Here is a 19,547-nt window from a genome sequence, read left to right on the forward strand (position 1 = left end):
TCTTTGATTACTTTTTAAAAAGAATTTTGCAATCGCGATTTCTTTTACCTAAAAGCTATTAGCCGTATGTATCTAACCATCTCCTACATTTCTATTTGAGCATTTGCACCCGCTGCTCTTAAATATTCTTTTAGTGTAATTTTACCTTCCATTAGTAAATTGTGCAGGTAAGAATTGTGAACTTTTGTCTTTTTTAGTTTATTAACAAAGTCTTTGTCAAAAATCAATTTTTTGATAAGTGCTTTCATAGTTTTAATTTTTTTTATGTAAATACTTGCATTCGTAGCTCTTAATATTAAGAACGTGGAAAGCGATTTGTTGGTATTCGAGAACAAGCAACGTAAGAGATAATCTGGCAGGCGATCGAAAAAATTGTAGTAAAAAGAACTTCTTATATTTTTATTTCGGTTACTATAAGAAATTGTTTTGCCGAGTTGTTCAGCAAAACTAAACCATTTTTTATGTTTTTTCTTTATTGTAAGTTACATAATCATTAACAAACTTTGTCGAAGTCGGCTTAAATGTTCCACTTCCCTCCTTCTTCATCACCAGTTATTCACATTGCTGATAACCTAACTATTCTTTTACCAACAAAGCCGTTATTTTTGTCTCAATGAGCAAAAGCAGTGCCGAAACCCCTTTGATGCAGCAGCATAAGGCTATTAAACAAAAGTATCCTGACGCTATTTTGTTGTTTCGGGTAGGAGATTTTTATGAAACATTTGGCGAAGATGCAATTATCACAAGTCAGATTTTGGGTATTACGCTTACAAAAAGAAACAATGGAGCCGCATTCAGCAGTGAGCTGGCAGGGTTTCCGCACCATGCTTTAGATACTTATTTGCATAAGTTGGTGAAAGCGGGCTATCGTGTAGCCATCTGTGACCAGCTTGAAGATCCTAAACAGGTAAAGGGAATTGTAAAGCGTGGAGTTACGGAAATGGTAACACCCGGTGTTGCAACGAGCGATAAACTACTGGAACATGACAGTAATAATTTTTTGGCAGCTATTCATTTTATTGATGATAAAGCCGGCATTGCCTTACTCGATATTTCAACCGGCGAATTATTTGCCAGTGAAGGCAATGCAGAATATATTGACAAATTGCTGCAAAGCCTAAGGCCTGCTGAAGTTATTTTTCAACGGAGTTTTCAAAAACATTTTAAAGAAACCTTTGGAAGTAAGTTTTATACTTATACGCTGGATAGCTGGATCTTTGAAGAAGCTTATGCTACGGAAACTTTATTGAAGCATTTTCAAACACATTCGTTAAAAGGCTTTGGGGTTGAAGCAATGCCCCTGGCAATTGTAGCTGCAGGTGCAGTTTTTCATTATCTGAAAGATACAGAGCATCCTAACTTACAGCACATTACTTCTATTCAGCGGCTGGAAAAAGATGATTACTTATGGATGGACCGTTTTACCATAAGAAACCTTGAATTGCTGGGAAGTGGAGTTGAGAACGGGCAAACACTGTTAAAAGTACTGGACAACACAGTAAGCCCAATGGGCGCAAGATTAATGAAAAGGTGGATTGTACTTCCTTTAAAAGATATTGCCAAAATAAATGAGAGACTGGAATTAGTTGAGTTTTTAATCAAAGACCCGGAACTGCGAACCAAGCTCGCACAACATATAAAGCAGGCAGGAGATATTGAAAGACTGGTTAGTAAAATACCTTTGAAAAAAATAAATCCGAGAGAAGTATTACAGATAGCCCGCGGCTTGCAGCAAGTGGAAGCTATAAGAAGCTCCTGCCTTTATTCTTCCAACAGTTACTTAAAAAGACTTGCTGACGCGCTTAATCCCTGTCATTACATTCTTGAGAAAATTGTAAAAGACATAGTTGAAAGTCCGCCGGTACAGATTGCGAAAGGCGGAGTGATGAAGCCGGGAGTTCATGCTGAGTTAGATGAATTAAGAAACATTGCAAGCACGGGAAAAGATTACCTGCTGCAGATGCAACAAAAAGAATGTGAAGCAACAGGCATAACATCTTTAAAAGTTGGTTTTAATAATGTTTTTGGCTATTATCTTGAAGTTACCAACATTCATAAAAGCAAAGTCCCGGAAACATGGATGCGCAAGCAAACGTTGGCCAATTGTGAGCGGTATATAACACAGGAACTTAAAACCTATGAAGAAAAGATAGTTGGCGCTGAAGACAAAATACTTGGTATAGAGCAGGAGTTGTACGACAAACTTTTGCTCGAGCTGCAGGATTACATCGCGCCCATGCAAGTGAATGGCAATGTGCTTGCTACTTTGGATTGTGTGTGCTGCTTTGCGCACAACGCTTTACAGTATAATTATAAAAAGCCACTGCTTCACAATGGGCTTGAGTTTGAGATAAAAGACAGCCGTCACCCTGTAATTGAAAGAAACCTGCCGGCAGGTGAAAGTTATATTGCCAATGATATTTGTTTAAACCCTTCAGGCCAGCAGGTTATTATTTTAACCGGGCCGAACATGAGTGGTAAGAGCGCTTTGCTTCGTCAGACTGCACTGATTACTTTAATGGCACACATGGGAAGTTTTGTTCCGGCAAGTGCAGCTACCATTCCTTTGACTGATAAGATATTTACTCGCGTTGGCGCCAGCGATAACTTGAGTGGAGGTGAAAGTACGTTTATGGTTGAAATGAATGAGACCGCAAGCATCATCAACAACCTTACGCCAAGAAGTTTGATTTTGCTTGATGAAATCGGCAGGGGCACCAGCACCTATGACGGTATAAGTATAGCATGGAGTATTGTCGAGTACCTTCACTCCTCTCCTCATGCTCCTAAAACTTTGTTTGCAACACATTACCATGAATTAAATGAACTGGAAAATAAATTAGCAAGAGTCAAAAATTACCATGTAACAAATAAAGAAATCGGCAATAAAATAATCTTTCTCAGAAAATTAGCTCCTGGTGGAAGTACACATAGCTTTGGTATTCATGTAGCGAAAATGGCAGGAATGCCACCCAAATTAATCGAAAGGGCAAATGAAGTATTGCAGCAATTAGAAAGCAAGCACGTGGATGAAATTGGTGACATACCAAAAACAAATGACCTGGCGGCAAACATTAAAAAGATTTCAGCACCAAAACTTCAATTAAGTATTTTTGATGCACACAGCGAAACATTTGATGAAATACGGCAAATTCTAGATGATATTGATATTAACCGCCTTACTCCTGTTGAGGCTTTGATGAAGTTGAATGAAATTAAGCAGAAAGTAAAGTAAGTCTGCAACTTTTAAATGAGAGAGAATCAAGTGGAGCTTTTCTTTCAGGAACTTATCTGCCAACCAAATGAGCAGAACGTTCTTGCAATAAAAAGAGTGGTTCTTTTGTATGAATTTCATACAAAAGAACCACTCTTTAACGTACGTACAAAGTATGTTCTATTTCAATTTATCCAAAGCTTCTTTTATTCTTGCAAAACCTTTTTCAATGTTTTCCATACTATTTGCAAAACTTATACGAATGCAATTGGGCGATCCAAATGCCGAACCTGTAACAGTAGATACATGTGCTGTGTGGAGGAGATACATGCATACATCTTCCGCATTTTCAACTTTTGTTTCACCATCTGACTTTCCAAATAAACTGCTTATTTCAGGGAAGATATAAAAAGCGCCATCAGGTATATAACACTTAAAACTCGGGATCTGACATACAAGTTCCTGTACACGCTTATGTCTTCGTTCAAACTCCTTTACCATTTCGTAGGTGCTGTCAAGGTTACTTTTTAAGGCAACTATTGCAGCTCTTTGCGTTATAGAGTTTGTTCCGCTGGTAATTTGCCCTTGCAATTTTTCACAACCTTTTACAATTTCTGGCGAAGCAGCTAAATAACCAAGTCTCCAACCTGTCATTGCAAAACCTTTGCTCAATCCGTTTACGATCGCTACCCTATCCTTTATTTCATCAAATTGTGCAATACTCTCGTGTCCGCCTACATAATTTATATATTCATATATCTCATCGCTCATTATGTATACCTGCGGATGCTTTTTAAAAACTTCTGCAAGCCCTTTTAATTCATCTCTGGTGTACACTGCCCCTGAAGGGTTGCAGGGAGATGAAAACATAAAGAGTTTTGTTTTATCTGTTATGGCGGCTTCCAGTTGCTCGGGTGTTATTTTGTATTTGCTCTCGAGGGTAGTTTCAACAGGCACTACTACACCCTCAGCTATTTTTACAAGTTCTGAGTAAGTAACCCAATAAGGAGTAGGAATGATTACTTCATCACCTTTATCTACAACAGCCAAAATAAGGTTAGCGATGCTTTGTTTCGCTCCTGTTGATACTATAATATTTTCAGCTTTATAATCAAGATTATTATCCCTTTTAAGCTTAAAACATACAGCTTCTTTTAAATCTGCGAAACCTCCAACCGGAGTATAATGCGAATAATTATCATTTATTGCCTGTATGGCTGCCTGTTTTATATGCTTAGGTGTATCAAAATCAGGTTCACCCAGGCTTAGGTCAACTACGTCTTTTCCCTCACTTCTTAGCTGCCGGCCAAGTTTTGCCATTTTGAGGGTCTCTGGTTCACTAAAACGGTCTAAAATACTTGATAAAGACATGAATTTTTATTTTTGGACGCAAATGTAGCGAAATAATACTCTCACCTAAGTATTGAAGTTCTTAATCTTTATAATTGATTTTAAATTTACTTAAGTCCGGAAGATACTTTCGATGTCGATGTTTTTCGTAGCCATAAATAAGCTGACCGAGGTTTTTCATAAATGGTAAACCAACAGTATCGTAATCATACTTATCATCGTTGAAGATGCGGTCACTATTGCACAAGACTGTAGCGCTAAGCATAAATTCAACATTGTTTTCAAAATCTACTATATAGGCAACATCGGTTAAGAATCCGTAGGCATCTCCTATTTTATTAAAGATTCTGATGTTCTCCGGCATTGTGCCTTTTTCAGCGCCAAACAGCAAAAATTTACAATAAGCATCAGGATATTGACTGCTGTCATAATAGGGAGATTTGCTTTCGCGTGGCTTTGCACTCATGTATTTGTATAGAAACTGATAATCTTCACTGGTTAAATTAAATCTTTGTTTTTTTGGAACAGCCTTCGGAAAAATAACTGCGCGAAGGATGTTATGCAAATCGTATAACGAGAATTTGTTTTTTTCTGAAAAATCAAAGGGCTCGTTAATCAATTCTCCATCGCGGTAAAAACCTTTTCCTGCTTTATTGTTTCTTTTAATAAATGTACTTGTATTGTACTGAGGTTGCTGCTGATATAGCAACTTGCCCACACTATCATAAAAAGAAACAGCATTGGTATTTCGGTTCTGGTCTTCGGTCAACGAGATATTTAGCCTGTGACGAATGTCAGCAGTTTCATACCCTTTTCTGTGCAACTGCCTGTTAAAATAATCCTGTCCTAAAAAGTCATACAAATGGTTAAAGGCATCGTTATCACTTACCAGAAATATTTTCTTAATACAATCAGCAACCGAAACCTGTGCGTCTTTAGCCTTTGAACTATCTAAACCTATCTCTTGCCTTGCGTAACTGTTGTCTGCTGTCATCATTGCGTACTTTTCAACTCCCGGAATTTTTATCTCATTTAGCTTTTCAAGAGCAAGTAAAGCAGCAGGTAACTTCACTGTACTGGCGGGATAAAAATACGCTTGTGGATTTTCGTTAAAGGTATAATCTGTAAAATGCGGTTTGTTGTTTGCGTCCCTGTCAATTTTTGTGTAAATTATCTGAAGGTCAAAAACATCTTTTTGTAGTAATATCGGTTGAAGAGCTGCATCAGTTGCAAGTAAACTATCGAGAACATTGGTGTCAGAAGCATTCAAAGGATGATAAGTTTTATTTACGCTGCTACACGAAATGCAGCCAACTATAATTATTAAAAGAAGTGTAAGTTTTGAAAACATCGATATAAAAGTATCGAATAAAAAGGATGTGAAAGGGTTTGCCCTTCTGTTGCAATCAGCATTATTCAAACTGAAAAGCCGTTCTTAAGTTATATCAAGTTTACTCCTAATGCGCATGCAAAATTTATGATCATCCATCAGGATAAAAGAGCTCAGGATTAAAAGCAGTATAAGGTAAATTGCAAATCCTCTTACCTGAAAGCTACCGGCTTTGCTTCAAAAACAAAATTAAAACGATATGAGTTGTGAAGAAAAAAACAGCCCTTCTTTTACAGGCGTACCAGGTACTATTTCAAATGCCTGTCATATTTATTTTTTTCTAGAAGCACTCAAGATAAACAACGTTTTCATTTTAGTAAATCAATCGAAACGACCCGAGATAGCAAGTTTTTAATACTTCTATGAACAAAAAAATAAAAAGCTTGGTGACTCATGTGAACCCTCCGCTTTTTTCCACATCGTTTATATGTGGAAGTATTGTCGTAACGCTTCTAAGATATCTTTTGCATTAGTTACGATAATGGTTAATAGTGATCCGCCAATTGCACCTAATATCGCCCACAACTTTTTATTTTTCAATTCGTTGCTTTGTTGCAATGTCAACTTAAGTTGAGCTTCCTTTAATCTGTTATCCAAATCTGAAAGTCGCCGTTGAATTCGATCGTTTTCATCCAAGTCACTCTGGTATTTGAAATGTCCCCCCTTTTCTTGAGCTAACCGGCCCTTATCTGTCAATTTAAGCCATAACCTTCCGTGATAGTCATCTGCATATTTCAGGTCGTCTACCAACAGTTCCGTTATTCTTTCGCTAAGATCATTAGCTTCGCTTTTTTCAGCATCTCCGAACTTTTCTACTATGACTTCAGATACCATAAAAGGGTCATTAGCAGGAAGTAAGGGCAATATTCTATCCAAATAATGAATGCTCTTATTACTAGCATGTTTGTTTGCCATAAATAATGCAACCGTAAATTTTTTAAAACTAAATTGCACTGTACCCCCTACAGTACCACCTTAAATAACTAGTTCTGTAAAACCTTGACTATTAATAATAAAAGTTGAGAGTATGTGGCCTCGACAGAACCAACATTTTCTTGGCTAAATCTGTACCACTATTACTTAAACTTTCAACTTTCTATTTGATAATCAACCAGTTATTACTTTAACGGCTAAATTAAATAAAACTGAATAAATAAAAAGGGGCAACCAAACGGGCAACCGAATGAAGCATTTTATTACCTTTAAGAAACTTTTTTTATGGGCGAGGTAAACTTTTACTTAAAAGCTCCAGCTAAAGTTTCTGGGAAGTCTCTTATTTATCTCAAATATAAATATAATGGGAATGTTCTTGTGTTCACATTCGGCCAAAGTATTGATCCATCCAATTGGAATGTTAATAAGCAAAGAGTAAAGACTAATAGAATTACAACCGAAGATGGCCAATATGTGCTAAATGATTTATTAGACGGTTTAGCCCGGTTGACCCGCACAACATACAACTCACAAATAATAAATGGAATTCCGAGACCAGAAATTTTAAGAAAGACTTTATCTAATTTTATAAATAAAAATGAGAAAACAGAGAATATAACTTTATATACTCTAATTGATCGTTTTATTTCTGGAGAAATTAAGCATCGAGGAAATTCGAAAAGCATAAGCACGTTGAGAGTATATATCGGTTGCAAGCATCACTTAGTGGAATTTGAAGCAATAAAAAAGTATAAAATAGATTTTGAAACGATTACACTGGAGTTTTATTATAAGTTTATAGAGTATTTAGAAAACAGGAAAACAAAATATAAAGCAGCGATTGATCTTTTTAGGAAAAACAACCAAAAGTTAAAAAGAATAAAGACTCCTATTATTGATTTGGATATAAACACAATAGGGAAATACATCTCTAAAATAAAAGTATTTATGGGTGAAGCTGTAGAGTTGGGATATACTAATAATATGTCTTGCAGAAGTAAAAAATTCGCAGTTCCCAAGGCCTCGACCGACGCGATCTATTTAAACGAAAAGGAATTAGAAAAATTATATAAGTGCGACTTAAGCAATTATAAAAGATTAGAGAGAGTAAGAGATCTATTTATATTTGGATGTTACGTTGGCCTCCGTTTTCAGGATTATTCAGCAATTAAAGAAGAAAATATAATTGAAGTTGAAGGTGATAAATTTATAAAGGTGCTTACTAAAAAAACAAAGGAACTAGTGATAATTCCTTGTAGCCCGGTTGTTTTAGATATTTTTAAAAAGTATGGCGAAAATACCAATAAGCTTCCAGCTTCTGTCTCTAACCAAAATTTTAATGAATATATAAAAGAAGCATGCAAAAAAGCTGGCTTACTTGATAAAGGACATTTGTTAGATGAACCTGAAAAGGAGACGTGGGAATGTGTATCTAGTCACACTGCTAGAAGATCGTTTGCCACTAATTATTATTTGGAAGGTTTTCCAACAATTGATTTAATGAAGATAACAGGTCATAGAACTGAAAAAGCTTTTCTCACCTATATAAGGATATCTAAACTTGATACTGCCAAACGATTAAATCAACATATGAAAAAGAAATGGGAAGAAAAGAGGATAAAGGCTAACAATGCATCATTAAGTGTAGCTTAACCCGAACCAAAACAGCTTTGTCTTTGGCTGCCTATAACTAAGACTTAATTCTTTTGCTTTTTACCTGTAACCATTTTTAATCTACTCCTACCGAAAGAAGGAGCAAAGAGCATTCCGAAACTGGTTGTACGTGACACAGACTGGAAAGACTGTTTACATGGGAATTCGTCCCGGGTTTGCACAACACAGAATTGCAAAATTGGTATAAGAAGGATAAAGGCATGGAACTTCAAAGAGACCTGCGACGACTATTTGGAGATTTTCTCTTAAACCGTGATGCTGGTTTTATTGAAATCACATTAAAAAGCAGCTTGTTGGTTTTATTAGTAACCGCCCCTCAACATTTCTGCAAAGTCGTTCGGTAATGGACTGCCTTCAACTGCCTTAGCTGCTTTTTCTACATCGTATTCAAATCTTATAAATTCTACCTGTACTGCATCTTTGTTCGTTATGCTGCTATTAACATTGATGGTGAGTATAACATAACAGCCTTTCGGATTGTTGTCTTTTGGCTTACCGACTGAACCAATGTTGATAGCATGACGGTAATGGGTGTTTTCTGTTGACTCTGTAGGTAGTATTCTATGGTAAGGTTTGTGTGTATGACCGAAGCACATAATGTCTGCATCTGCCTGTTCTATTATTCTCAATAAACTCTTTTCGTCCCTGTCTTCAAACAAGTATTCGTTAATCTTTCTTGGACTGCCATGCACTAACAGTAAGTTCAGCTTATCATTGTTTAATTGGAACTCCACTTTGATGTGTGCCGGTAAAGTTCTGAGGTACTTTCTTTCTTCTGTTCCTATTATTGAATTGGTAAAAGAAATTGAGATTTTTCCATTATCCTTTTCTGGTTCCGTTTTATAAGCACAACCACATTCGTCACTCATTAAACCAATGCCCTGGTCGTAGTTACCCGCGATGGTAGGTATGCCTCTTCTTCTTATTTCGTTAACTACTTCGTTTGCCCAAACGTTGTAACCTACTAAATCACCAAGACAATAGATAGCATCAGGCTTTTGTTCTTCTATGCTTCTAAAACAGGCTTCCAATGCCGGGAGGTTAGCGTGTATATCACTAAGTAGTGCAATTTTCATAGGGTGAGTTTTTTATGCGTTTGAAGTTGTTGTTTTGTAAAGTCGTCCTTATTCGCTGGGTATTTGCAGTAACCGGTTTTAACTGTTAGAATTTACCAGAACAGGGAGTACATCTTTCTCAGGTATAAAGGGAATGCCAAAAGTTTTGTTGGCAAGTTTACTTTCAATGGTTTTAATAACATCTATTTCGGCGGCTGCCCGGCTTTTTAAAACGGGATCTGTGATTAGTTTTTGCATTGACAGGCTTTGATTAATAATCCAGGCATATGGAAGAATACCTGCTCTTTTCAGATCATCCTGCAAAGAAGCTGCTTCACGCATTGGTGTTGTCTCAGGTAACGAAACTATCAGGATTTTACACATTTGCTGGTCTTGTAGCGCCATGTAAGGTGTTTTGATATGACCTGCATCTATAACGCTATTGCGCAACACTTCACGATGGTAACTACCGGCGGTATCCAGTAGCAGCAGAGTATGTCCTGTTGGAGCTGTATCGACAACTACAAACTTTCTTTTAGCACTGTTAATGACTTTTGAAAAAGCGTGAAAAACAGCTACCTCTTCAGTGCATGGAGATTTTAGGTCTTCGAGCAGAAGTTTTTTACCTTCTTCATCTAATGCAGCTCCTTTTTGCGAAAGAATTTTTTCTACATATCGTTGCGTTTCAATTTTTGGATCAATGCGATCAATCGTTAGACTTTCAGGCAAAACTTTCAATTGCTTAATGAAGTCCTGTATATGAGCGGCAGGGTCAGTAGTGGTAAGATGTACCTCAAACCCTTTTTTTGCTAATAATACCGCAATAGTAGAAGCAGTAATAGTTTTGCCAACACCTCCTTTGCCCATTACCATAATCAGCCCTTGACTCTGTTTCTGGATCACCTCCTTTACTAATTCATCCAAACCAGGTAATGGATGGTTTAAATTATTTGACTGCCCGATATTTTTCTCTATCACTTGTTTTTGAAGGTCTGTGTTTAGAAGGGAACGGAGCTTCTGTAGTCCTAAGACATTATAAGGTAGCAGAGGAAATGTGTCTAATGGTAGACTTTTGAGTGTTTGAGGAATACTATTAAGCTGTTCATCTGCTAATGACTGCATTTTTTTTGCAAAAACATCTACCGCATCAATAGCTTTAAAAACTCCATTTATATACAACTTTTTTTTTTATTTCGGCATCAGGTATAATTCCGAGTAGCGGATTTGTAACCCTCTGTCGATATTCTTCTGCCGACACTTCCGGATTAATATTAATAGCAAACAGGTTGTCCAACCCTTTTACCCGGCTAATTTTTTCAGTCACACTACTCTCCAAGACATCTTCTAAATTGGATGCAGGATCGGTACTTACCAAAAGTATTCTTTTCCCCTCATCAGCAAGTTTAACTGCAGTCGCACAAGCGAGAGAAGTTTTACCAACTCCGCCTTTCCCTGTGAAAAACAAATATGGTGTTATTGTGTTTGTCATTTAAGGAAGTTTTATAAAATTTAGCAAAGCTTATAAGATTTGTGTTATATGGGCGAGTTTTGTTGTTGAAGTTTTGAATAATATTTGTTTCGTAACCAAAATGCTACATTGACCAGTACAATCAATGCCGGAACTTCAACCAAAGGACCAATCACACCGGCAAAGGCTTGTCCGCTGTTGATGCCAAACACACCTATTGCTACTGCAATGGCTAATTCAAAATTGTTTCCTGCTGCTGTGAATGCTATTGATGCATTGGTAGAATAGTCAGCACCCATCTTCTTACCGATAAAAAAGCTAACTATAAACATGATAGCAAAGTAAATAACCAGAGGGATTGCAATTCTAACAACATCTAAAGGTATTTGAACAATCAGCTCACCTTTAAGGCTGAACATTACAACGATGGTAAAGAGTAATGCAATCAAGGTTATCGGCGATATGAATGGAATGAATTTGTTTTGATACCATTCTTCGCCTTTTGCTATTCTAAGTATGTACCGAGTAAGTACACCGGCTGCAAATGGAATACCTAAGTAAATGGCAACACTTTCTGCAATCTGTCCAATTGTAATATTTACTTCTGAACCTGTGATGCCGAATAATGGTGGTAATATAGTAACAAATACATAAGCATAAACACTGTATAAAAGCACCTGGAAGATGCTGTTTAATGCAACTAAACCTGCTGCATATTCTCTGCTTCCTCCTGCTAATTCATTCCATACAATTACCATAGCGATACATCGGGCTAAACCAATAAGGATTAAGCCTACCATGTATTCCGGTTTATCGTGTAAAAAGAATATTGTTGCAAGTAGAAACATCAGTATTGGACCTATCACCCAATTAAGGAACAATGACATTCCTAAAACCGTGGTATCCTTAAAGACTTCTTTCAGCTTTTCATATCTCACCTTTGCAAAGGGTGGATACATCATCAGTATTAAGCCTACCGCTAAAGGAATGTTTGTTGTACCTGAAGAAAATGAATTGATAAACTTACTTGAAGATGGAAGAAAGTAACCAATTGCAACACCTATAGCCATTGCTATAAATATCCATAGGGTTAAGTACGTATCTAAGAAACTAAGTTTCTTTCTTTGAGCTACCGGAGCACAGTTGTTTCCTGACATAATTTATTTTAATTAATTCCAACTATTTTACTTCTTCTTTCTAATTGTAAGTTATCTCTCCAAACTCCATTCATTTTACCTATCCGTTCTCTTGTTCCGAAAATCCGAAAACCGCCAGCTTCATGAATTTTTATGCTTGGTGTATTCTCTGGAAATATCCCTGCTTGTAGAGTCCAGATGCCGTTTGCTTCACTTTCTTCTATAAGTTTTTGCAGTAGTTGCTTTCCTAATCCTTTACCTCTTGCTTTATCACTTACATAAACACTTACTTCCGCAACACCTGCATAAATACATCTACCTGATACCGGTGTAAGTGCTGCCCATCCTAAAACAATATTGTCTTCTTTTGCTACAATCCTGCTGTGTTGTAAATGGCTGTTGTTCCATTCATCCCAGCATGGTGCAGATTGTTGAAAAGTGGCATTGCCGGTAGCAATGCCCTCTTCATATATTTCTTTTACAGCCTCCCAGTCGGAAGGCTTCATTGAATCAAGCGTTATCATAAACAGTTTAAAATTTTAGTTACAACATTCAGGACCGCAACAGGTCGCTTTTTCTGCTGCTGGTTTTTCCGCATATACAGTGATGCTTTTGATGCCTGTACCTGATTGTTTAAATGCTGTAATTTGCTCTGCTGATAAATATTGACTTAATATATCATCCGGAATAATAATTGCTTTGTCTTTTTGAACTGTAATATTTTTAAATCCGTTTGCTTCTATCAGTTCTAAGTAAACTTGTTTTTGGATTGCACCAGCAACACAACCTGCATACATTTCAGCAGCTTCTCTTATCTCTTTTGGTAACTGACCTTCTAAAACAATATCAGATATGGAGAAGTGACCGCCTGGTTTTAGTACTCTGTATATTTCTTTAATTACTCCGTCTTTGTTAGGTACTAAGTTTAATACACAGTTGCTTACAATAACATCTGCTGTGTTAGCTGTTACTGGCATCTTTTCTATATCACCTTGCCTGAACTCAACGTTGGTAAAACCCCTTACTTCATTGTTTTGTCTTGCTCTTTCAATCATAGCGGGGGTAAAGTCAATGCCTATAACCTTTCCTGTTTCCCCTGTTTCGTTTCTGGCTATGAATGCATCATTACCTGCACCGCTTCCTAAGTCTATAACTACATCACCTTTTTTGATTTTAGCATACTGAGTAGGAAGACCACAGCCTAAGCCCAAATCAGCATCGGGGTTATAACCTTCTAACTGTGTATAGTCATCAGCCATGATATTATAAACTTCTGTTGAGCAACAACCAGAACCACAACATGAAGAGGCATTTGTTTGTTTGTCTTGTAAAGCAATCTCTGAATACTTCTGCCTTACCAAGTTTTTTACTTGTTCTTGAGTTTCCATTGTATTTATAATTTAGAATTATCGAAATATTACGATGATTATAAGCAAAAAAAAGTTAGCAACAATTGCTGCCCCCCTTATATGTTTCAAACATTTGATTTAATACTGCCTGCGCTGCTTTCCATTCTTTCGCATCTATACAGTAACAAACTTTTGCCCCTTCTATTTCTCCGGTAATCAATCCTGCCTCTTTTAATTCTTTTAAGTGTTGTGATACTGTACTTTGAGAAAGTGGTAATTCGTCTACTATGTCACCACAAACGCAAGCCTGCTTGTTTGCTAACAAATTTAAGATAGCAATTCTTGCAGGGTGTCCTAAAGCCTTTGCAATTTTTGCAATCCTGTTGTCCTTAACGCTGAACACGGATGATTTAGTAGCTCCCATTTTTATAACGCAATATTACGATGAATTTTAAAGAAAATATTATTTTTAAAAGAAATTTTTGCTGAATTCGCATATTTAGTCTTAAGACGGCCCTTTCTTGAATTACCTACTACAAATAGCACAGTGATGTCCTGTCGAAGGATAACTTTTTCAATTAATACTAATTCTCACAACTTCTTGTACCAATTGTAAGATGCTGAGCCGGGAACAGTAATTTGTATTGCAGGATTAGATGAACTGATATAAGCATATCTACGCATACCTGCTATTTTGGGGTCAGCTAATTCTGTGCTCGTCAGCTCTCTGTCTGCGTTATTGTCCGAATGACGAGTATTATAAAATCGTTTTCGCCCCTTGATGGGAAAGAAAGTAAAAGTGCCTTTATCATTGAAAGTCACAGTTCCTGTGCAATCAATAAGCTCCTCGTAAAGACCATAGGCAAACTCATATCTGTAGAACTTGGCATCCCCATTTTTGTTAAATACCATTGCCTCTCTTGAAGGTATTGCATTTCGGCCTGCATAATAACCTTCCCGGTAATTTTCCCACAGTACAAAATCGATACTGCCACTTTCCCATGCACCTACAATTTCATCAGGTACTTGGGTTCTCGGGGTATTGCCGAGGTCACCAGGATGTTCACTATCTTTCTTGCAGCTTGTTGTGCCCAATACTGCGATCGTGCTTAGTAAAAAGAGTAATTTTTTCATTTTGTATGTTTTTATATGTTTTGATTACGTTTTCTATAACAGGTTTTAGTTTTACTAATTGGAAAATATGTGGATATTAGGTAAGGATAGAGCAGGAAATGACCGTAGCAATCAACCATCGGTGATTTTATGCTTTTTGATATTATTTAATCTCATTGAATTATTTTGCTCGCATTTTACAATTTTAATATAGTAAGCATACTCAACGCTTCTCCCAAGGCAACTGAAGCTCCTGTAATTAATATAAATCTTTCCCCCTAAACCGTTATTTTACTTTGTTTGTTTGTGTTTAGCAAAAGCACTTTGTGTTACAAATAATTGCAACGGAAATTGGAACAACCGATAGATGAATATTAGTAGCTGGAAAATATCGATCAAAGAAATTTTGCCGTTGGTCGGGCAAGATGAATGGTAGGTGACCAGACACGTGGAATTAGTAAAACATTTTCAGGAAGGCTCTAACAGCGATGACATTAATGCATTTTAAACATCAAAGAATTTCAAGGCACTCTCTGACCCTCTTCCAACGTTTTAATTTATTTTCATCTTCTGTTATTGCTATAGTCTTATCTACCTCCGATAATGAAACCTCCTTTGCAATACCATTTTCAAGATAATTTCGTGACTTCTCAATACAACATACCATTTTCATCAACACTGTAACTACTATTTCTTTTGCTTCTTGTTCTGCTGTTTTCATAGCTTATTAATATAATTACGAAAGCTTATTCATTACTTTTTAATCTTCAGTGAAATTGGCGACCATCTCAAACAAAAATACCAGGATGGTGGCCTTCAACAGTTAGTGATGGTTTTGCACCCTTGTTCGACGTTTATATATGCACGTGATGCTTTATTTATCACAACAGAGTGTACCATCTTTTGGCTGAGCACAGCAAGCGCCATCATTTTCCTCTTTTGATTTACTTGGTGTACAACAGGAAGTTGTTGTTGAAACAGGCGTACAACAGGAAGAACTACTTTTGCTTGCTATAGGTGTCTCTCTTTTACTTTTTTCCAGAACCGGAATGTTTGCCATTTGTGTTTCCATGATTTTAAGTTTTTGTTCATCTATCTATATAGACGGAAACACTTTAAAATGACGCAAACTATTTTTTACAATCTTTTGAAGAGGGTGGTTCGCAGCTGTTCTTTTCCTTTGCCTCTAAAATGTTACCTCTGTTGTCCCAGCTAATATTGCAACAAGTTAGTAGTGCTGCTTTTAACTTATCCCTCCCTCTTTGAACCCGTGACCGAATGGATGGATACGCTAACCCATGTTTATCAATTAAGTCTTTTTGCTTTATTCCATTCAATTCTACGTCAATAAGAATATCTCGGTATTCTTCGGGTAATTGATTTAGGTAATTCATCAAACAACAGTCTAAATCTTTAGTGACATCATTGTATTCTTGTTCAGGAGTACTTTCGGCGAATTCCTCCTGCAAAGTTACATTCGCTAAACCGGCTCTCTTTCGATAATAGTCCGTAATCTTATTCCGGGTAATGGTATAAATCCAACTTTGCAGCTTTTCGCGCCTTTTAACAGAATTTAGGTTTAAGGCAACCTTGATAAAAGTATCCTGCAAAATATCTTCAGCATCCTCGTTGTTCGACACTTTTGTTTTAATGTAATTTAGCAAAACGCTTCTCATGTCGGTATATAGCATTTCGATTTCCATAGCTATGATTTTAGGTTCGTTTACTAATATAAATTACTAAAAGAATTTGTAATAAAGAATATGTCAGTAACAAATCATTAAGATGAACGCTAGAAAGAAAAAGACCGCAAACTAATGTTCCAAAAGCTGCCCCAGAATCCTTCCATATAGAATTTTGGGCATTGCTCGAATTTTATCACTTGAGCCATTTGATATCACAATTGGAAATATTGCATTTAAAATGATAATGAAACAAAAACTTCAAATAACAGGAAGGGAATATTTCTTAAAGTTAAATGTGCGGCCGCAGCCAAACCCACAGGGCCTACACCAATAGCTATTGGAAGAATGTTTTCATAATCTTTTTATTTGCAGTTACGTTATTTAATCAATATAATTTTTAGTCTTGCTGTAACTAAGACGGAGAGTTGGAAAAATGATGCAAATTTTATGAGAAACTTTTAACTAAAAGAAGGTATAGACAAAGTCTATGAAGCCGTTAAAAGGGCAACGATTGATAACAATTAGTATCTGGAGTCAAAAATGTCATCACCATTAATAATTTGGTTAGGGATTTCACTGGAAGGCCATCCAAATATTTTATTAAAACCATTAGGTCTGAAAATGATTTCAAAGAAAGAATAACTGCCATTAAACGTCATTTCGCCATTGTATTGCGTCGCAGTCCAGTAACACCTCCATAATCGCTTTTTTTAAAATTTCTCCTGGTTGCGGATCAATTAGTTTCACAGGTAAAGCCTTAAAGAAAAAAGGCATAGATATTTCATGTGAGGCATGCCACGGTTTTATCAGGTCTAAACCTTTCGTATCAAATTCACCATACGTATAGCAACGAACAAAAGGAGCTAAAAAAGGTGAAGGTGCGACTTCAGAAGTTGTAATCATACTTGGACTTTTAGATTCTGTAAGTTCGTTTTAAAACAGTGCCGAAAAAAACAAATTACAAAAAAGGTTTTAAGTAAAAATGGTTATTTGTATTTTTATTGAAGAACAACTCCTTTAGCTATCAGTTACCACGCGTTACAAATGTGGTCGCTTCGATTTCTTCTTTTTCCTTTTATTTTCGAGCAACCAATTAGGAACAGTCTCATCCTTTTTTGGTTTGTGTCTTTCCGTATCGAACTTTTTGTGCAGTTAGCTTGATCTCATTTTCCAGCTTTTGGTTACGTCCTTGTGCCTGTGTTAATCCAAACGTAATTTCGATAGCTTTCCGTGCGACTTCAGATTGGTTTCGACCGATATTGTTCATTTCTATTTTACTGCCATCGCCTTGGATATTGGTACTTATAATATGAATATGAGGATGACCCGCATCATAGTGTCGATATACGAGGTAAGGCTGGTGCTCAAATCCAATGCCTTTCATATATGTCTCAGCAATAGCTGATAACCTTTCTTTATTCAACTGGTCGCTTTCATGGAAATTGAGGGATATATGAACGCTGTTTGCTTTTACCCGCTCGTTGAGTTTGGCCTGATGCTCCAGCCGGTGTAGCTTGTCGTAGAAGTTCAATCGCTCCAGGTCTTTTGGATAATTCACCGCATAGATACACTCCGCTACTCCGGCCTCTATTTTCTTTTCATTGTAATTCAAACTTCTTGAAAGACTTTGTGTTCTTTTTATCCTGGCTACCATTTTTCTGCAAATTGATTGATACGACTTTTGATTTGTTCCACCGTATTCAGCAAGATTTTATGGTCTACATTATGCAGTAAAATCCACTCTCTGAACTCCGGGATTTTATCTAATAAATGGAGTTTATGCACTGCTTGATTATAGTTCTTTCCAATAGCATTTAGCTCATTTCTAAGGTTTATCATCTCTGTCATAAAGTCATCGAGGNATTTGTTTCGNGTTAGTACCGTTACCTTCCCTGCTAATAAAACCTTTCTTATATAGTCGCTCAGCTTGCGGCAGGTGGTTGCTCTAAACCTATCATTTATCTGGTTATATTCTGACAAAATCAACCTCAGCGTTATGTGTTTTGTCCGGTTGTCTTTTGCTTTTTCCATCACAATTTCATTTATCACGTTAGAAAATATTGTGGCTATAAGTTCATATAGGAGCTTTGGAAAAGTTGTAAACTTGACTTTTATCAATTTCATCTATAACTTTTTATCCTCTGTTTCTTTCCCGAAGTGAGTTCCGAGCGAAAGGGTTAAATTCTCGTTTGTGTTACAAACGGACATTTAACCAAGTGCGTTAAGAAGCACTTTAATACAGGTTTTTGTAAAACATAAACCAGAGATTAATTAGAGACGTTCATTAACCATATCAACTTTTAAAAATGCCTTCCTAACCTATGGCTATGTTTAAAGTTTTGGCTTTGCAGAACCAGGTAGTCATTTAGGTCTTTACAGTTTTTGTACAAATGACTTTTATCAATGTACTTTGCATCCCACTTTAGCCCTACTTCAGTGTTCTTTATTCCTGCTTCATCCCTGTCCAGGTACAGGTTAATCTTGTCGTGTTGCTCCATCATTTGCCTGCTCTTTTCAAAAAATGAAAGCGAGTTTAGGATCAGAAAATTTGTCAGTTCGGGGTTATTTTGTGGAAGTGCCTGATAAGAAAGGAAGCTAAAAAAACCTTCGAACACAGCAACTTCTTTTGCCCCATCACTACTGATTTGGGTGATATCTTTTGGAGAACTACCACCTTTAAAAAGTGAGTTTCTTAGCTCAAATCCTCCCGATTTGTTTTCAAATCCGATCGCAAGGTTTCTGCGTCCGTTCAGATCAAAGTAGACTTCTTTACAATACTTCTCTGCAATCTCCACTGGTATTTTTCTTTCAGTGAGATAGCGGCAAAGGACAGGATTGGTAATCGGTTTTGCGGCTATCACTTTTATTGCAGGTTCAAGTACCTCGTCTAGCTTTTGTGCGTTTGCAACTGGCTGTTGAACCGGGAAGTGTTTACTGTGAAATATCCATGAGCGGCGCTCACTTTACTGAATGAAAATTGTGAGGCTGTTTATAATCATTTTAATTTTATTTAAAAGTTTATTATTATGAGAAGCGATGTTATCAAAGCTTGCGGGCTTGATGTGCATCAGGCCTCTGTTACAGCCTGTATTATGCGTCAAGGGGTTGAGCGACAAATCAGGACTTTTGGTGCTACTACAGTTGAACTTTTGTCTTTAAAGGCATGGCTACAGCAACAAG

The 19,547-nt window shown here is 36.7% G+C and carries 21 protein-coding genes; 2 read left to right on the forward strand and 19 right to left on the reverse strand.

From position 1 onward, the window contains the following. Positions 1-83: 83 nt before the first annotated feature. Complete coding sequence (locus tag B154_RS32555) at positions 84-248, reverse strand: hypothetical protein (protein ID WP_018615846.1); 165 nt, start codon at positions 246-248, stop codon at positions 84-86. Positions 249-613: 365 nt separating this feature from the next. Here B154_RS32555 and mutS point away from each other — a divergent pair, with 365 nt between their 5' ends. Next, entirely contained in the window at positions 614-3,235 is a 2,622-nt protein-coding gene (mutS, locus tag B154_RS0118650; RefSeq protein ID WP_018615847.1) for a DNA mismatch repair protein MutS, read from the forward strand. A 159-nt stretch (positions 3,236-3,394) separates the two neighbouring features. Here the strand turns inward: mutS and B154_RS0118655 are convergent, their stop codons facing one another. From B154_RS0118655 to B154_RS0118670, 3 genes are all read right to left on the reverse strand, one after another. Further along, complete coding sequence (locus B154_RS0118655) at positions 3,395-4,585, reverse strand: pyridoxal phosphate-dependent aminotransferase (protein WP_018615848.1); 1,191 nt, start codon at positions 4,583-4,585, stop codon at positions 3,395-3,397. A 61-nt stretch (positions 4,586-4,646) separates the two neighbouring features. Beyond that, positions 4,647-5,915: a serine hydrolase gene (locus tag B154_RS0118660; RefSeq protein ID WP_083934988.1), complete on the reverse strand. Its 1,269-nt coding sequence runs from the start codon at positions 5,913-5,915 to the stop codon at positions 4,647-4,649. Between the two features lie 462 nt (positions 5,916-6,377). Next, on the reverse strand, positions 6,378-6,869 hold the full coding sequence (locus B154_RS0118670) for a hypothetical protein (RefSeq protein ID WP_018615852.1): 492 nt from the start codon (positions 6,867-6,869) through the stop codon (positions 6,378-6,380). Between the two features lie 492 nt (positions 6,870-7,361). Between B154_RS0118670 and B154_RS30890 the strand changes: the two genes are divergently transcribed. Then, positions 7,362-8,540: a site-specific integrase gene (locus B154_RS30890; RefSeq protein ID WP_169337680.1), complete on the forward strand. Its 1,179-nt coding sequence runs from the start codon at positions 7,362-7,364 to the stop codon at positions 8,538-8,540. 323 nt (positions 8,541-8,863) lie between these two features. On the opposite strand, the gene B154_RS0118680 is transcribed toward B154_RS30890, so the two are convergent. The 15 genes from B154_RS0118680 to B154_RS29055 form a co-directional block, all read right to left on the reverse strand. After that, entirely contained in the window at positions 8,864-9,637 is a 774-nt protein-coding gene (locus tag B154_RS0118680) for a metallophosphoesterase family protein (RefSeq protein WP_018615854.1), read from the reverse strand. Positions 9,638-9,715: 78 nt separating this feature from the next. Beyond that, positions 9,716-10,795 carry an ArsA-related P-loop ATPase gene (locus tag B154_RS0118685; RefSeq protein ID WP_018615855.1) on the reverse strand — a complete coding sequence of 360 codons (1,080 nt, stop codon included), beginning with the start codon at positions 10,793-10,795 and terminating at the stop codon, positions 9,716-9,718. Then, the gene (locus B154_RS33135; RefSeq protein ID WP_018615856.1) at positions 10,773-11,105 is read right to left on the reverse strand and encodes an ArsA-related P-loop ATPase; all 333 of its coding nucleotides are present in this window, start codon (positions 11,103-11,105) and stop codon (positions 10,773-10,775) included. The genes B154_RS0118685 and B154_RS33135 overlap by 23 nt, the downstream gene beginning before the upstream one ends. Before the next feature lie 44 nt (positions 11,106-11,149). Next, a complete protein-coding gene (arsB, locus tag B154_RS0118695; RefSeq protein ID WP_018615857.1) occupies positions 11,150-12,241 on the reverse strand; it encodes an ACR3 family arsenite efflux transporter in 1,092 nt (363 codons plus the stop codon). An 8-nt stretch (positions 12,242-12,249) separates the two neighbouring features. Further along, on the reverse strand, positions 12,250-12,744 hold the full coding sequence (locus B154_RS0118700) for a GNAT family N-acetyltransferase (RefSeq protein WP_018615858.1): 495 nt from the start codon (positions 12,742-12,744) through the stop codon (positions 12,250-12,252). Positions 12,745-12,759: 15 nt separating this feature from the next. Then, positions 12,760-13,608 (reverse strand): arsenite methyltransferase, encoded by an 849-nt coding sequence (locus tag B154_RS0118705; RefSeq protein WP_018615859.1) that lies wholly within the window; start codon positions 13,606-13,608, stop codon positions 12,760-12,762. A gap of 55 nt (positions 13,609-13,663) precedes the next feature. Continuing rightward, positions 13,664-13,993, reverse strand: a complete 330-nt coding sequence (locus B154_RS0118710) for an ArsR/SmtB family transcription factor (protein WP_018615860.1) — start codon at positions 13,991-13,993, stop codon at positions 13,664-13,666. A gap of 167 nt (positions 13,994-14,160) precedes the next feature. Then, positions 14,161-14,703: a hypothetical protein gene (locus B154_RS0118715; protein ID WP_018615861.1), complete on the reverse strand. Its 543-nt coding sequence runs from the start codon at positions 14,701-14,703 to the stop codon at positions 14,161-14,163. A 490-nt stretch (positions 14,704-15,193) separates the two neighbouring features. Continuing rightward, positions 15,194-15,403 (reverse strand): hypothetical protein, encoded by a 210-nt coding sequence (locus B154_RS0118720; protein WP_018615862.1) that lies wholly within the window; start codon positions 15,401-15,403, stop codon positions 15,194-15,196. Positions 15,404-15,556: 153 nt separating this feature from the next. Then, a complete protein-coding gene (locus B154_RS0118725; RefSeq protein ID WP_018615863.1) occupies positions 15,557-15,754 on the reverse strand; it encodes a hypothetical protein in 198 nt (65 codons plus the stop codon). 58 nt (positions 15,755-15,812) lie between these two features. Beyond that, the gene (locus tag B154_RS0118730) at positions 15,813-16,385 is read right to left on the reverse strand and encodes a sigma-70 family RNA polymerase sigma factor (protein ID WP_018615864.1); all 573 of its coding nucleotides are present in this window, start codon (positions 16,383-16,385) and stop codon (positions 15,813-15,815) included. 630 nt (positions 16,386-17,015) lie between these two features. Further along, positions 17,016-17,270, reverse strand: a complete 255-nt coding sequence (locus tag B154_RS0118735; RefSeq protein WP_018615867.1) for a hypothetical protein — start codon at positions 17,268-17,270, stop codon at positions 17,016-17,018. Positions 17,271-17,472: 202 nt separating this feature from the next. Continuing rightward, entirely contained in the window at positions 17,473-18,021 is a 549-nt protein-coding gene (locus tag B154_RS30255) for a relaxase/mobilization nuclease domain-containing protein (RefSeq protein WP_018615868.1), read from the reverse strand. Further along, complete coding sequence (locus tag B154_RS0118745; RefSeq protein WP_018615869.1) at positions 18,015-18,491, reverse strand: plasmid mobilization protein; 477 nt, start codon at positions 18,489-18,491, stop codon at positions 18,015-18,017. Before B154_RS0118745 ends, B154_RS30255 begins: the two co-directional genes overlap by 7 nt. Before the next feature lie 176 nt (positions 18,492-18,667). Next, on the reverse strand, positions 18,668-19,228 hold the full coding sequence (locus B154_RS29055) for a toprim domain-containing protein (RefSeq protein ID WP_245542621.1): 561 nt from the start codon (positions 19,226-19,228) through the stop codon (positions 18,668-18,670). Between the last annotated feature and the right edge of the window lie 319 nt (positions 19,229-19,547).

The sequence above is a fragment of the Segetibacter koreensis DSM 18137 genome, from assembly GCF_000374045.1.
Taxonomy (GTDB): Bacteria; Bacteroidota; Bacteroidia; order Chitinophagales; family Chitinophagaceae; genus Segetibacter; species Segetibacter koreensis.

Excerpts from the sequence above, each read along its gene's own strand:
- B154_RS0118720 (WP_018615862.1), bottom strand. The coding sequence starts at position 15,403 with ATGAAAACAGCAGAACAAGAAGCAAAAGAAATAGTAGTTACAGTGTTG.
- B154_RS0118735 (WP_018615867.1), bottom strand. The coding sequence starts at position 17,270 with ATGATTACAACTTCTGAAGTCGCACCTTCACCTTTTTTAGCTCCTTTT.
- B154_RS0118715 (WP_018615861.1), bottom strand. The coding sequence starts at position 14,703 with ATGAAAAAATTACTCTTTTTACTAAGCACGATCGCAGTATTGGGCACA.
- B154_RS0118680 (WP_018615854.1), bottom strand. The coding sequence starts at position 9,637 with ATGAAAATTGCACTACTTAGTGATATACACGCTAACCTCCCGGCATTG.
- mutS (WP_018615847.1), top strand. The coding sequence starts at position 614 with ATGAGCAAAAGCAGTGCCGAAACCCCTTTGATGCAGCAGCATAAGGCT.
- B154_RS0118725 (WP_018615863.1), bottom strand. The coding sequence starts at position 15,754 with ATGGAAACACAAATGGCAAACATTCCGGTTCTGGAAAAAAGTAAAAGA.
- B154_RS0118730 (WP_018615864.1), bottom strand. The coding sequence starts at position 16,385 with ATGGAAATCGAAATGCTATATACCGACATGAGAAGCGTTTTGCTAAAT.
- B154_RS33135 (WP_018615856.1), bottom strand. The coding sequence starts at position 11,105 with ATGACAAACACAATAACACCATATTTGTTTTTCACAGGGAAAGGCGGA.
- B154_RS30255 (WP_018615868.1), bottom strand. The coding sequence starts at position 18,021 with ATGGTAGCCAGGATAAAAAGAACACAAAGTCTTTCAAGAAGTTTGAAT.
- B154_RS0118660 (WP_083934988.1), bottom strand. The coding sequence starts at position 5,915 with ATGTTTTCAAAACTTACACTTCTTTTAATAATTATAGTTGGCTGCATT.
- B154_RS32555 (WP_018615846.1), bottom strand. The coding sequence starts at position 248 with ATGAAAGCACTTATCAAAAAATTGATTTTTGACAAAGACTTTGTTAAT.
- B154_RS0118670 (WP_018615852.1), bottom strand. The coding sequence starts at position 6,869 with ATGGCAAACAAACATGCTAGTAATAAGAGCATTCATTATTTGGATAGA.
- B154_RS0118655 (WP_018615848.1), bottom strand. The coding sequence starts at position 4,585 with ATGTCTTTATCAAGTATTTTAGACCGTTTTAGTGAACCAGAGACCCTC.
- B154_RS0118705 (WP_018615859.1), bottom strand. The coding sequence starts at position 13,608 with ATGGAAACTCAAGAACAAGTAAAAAACTTGGTAAGGCAGAAGTATTCA.
- arsB (WP_018615857.1), bottom strand. The coding sequence starts at position 12,241 with ATGTCAGGAAACAACTGTGCTCCGGTAGCTCAAAGAAAGAAACTTAGT.
- B154_RS0118700 (WP_018615858.1), bottom strand. The coding sequence starts at position 12,744 with ATGATAACGCTTGATTCAATGAAGCCTTCCGACTGGGAGGCTGTAAAA.
- B154_RS0118710 (WP_018615860.1), bottom strand. The coding sequence starts at position 13,993 with ATGGGAGCTACTAAATCATCCGTGTTCAGCGTTAAGGACAACAGGATT.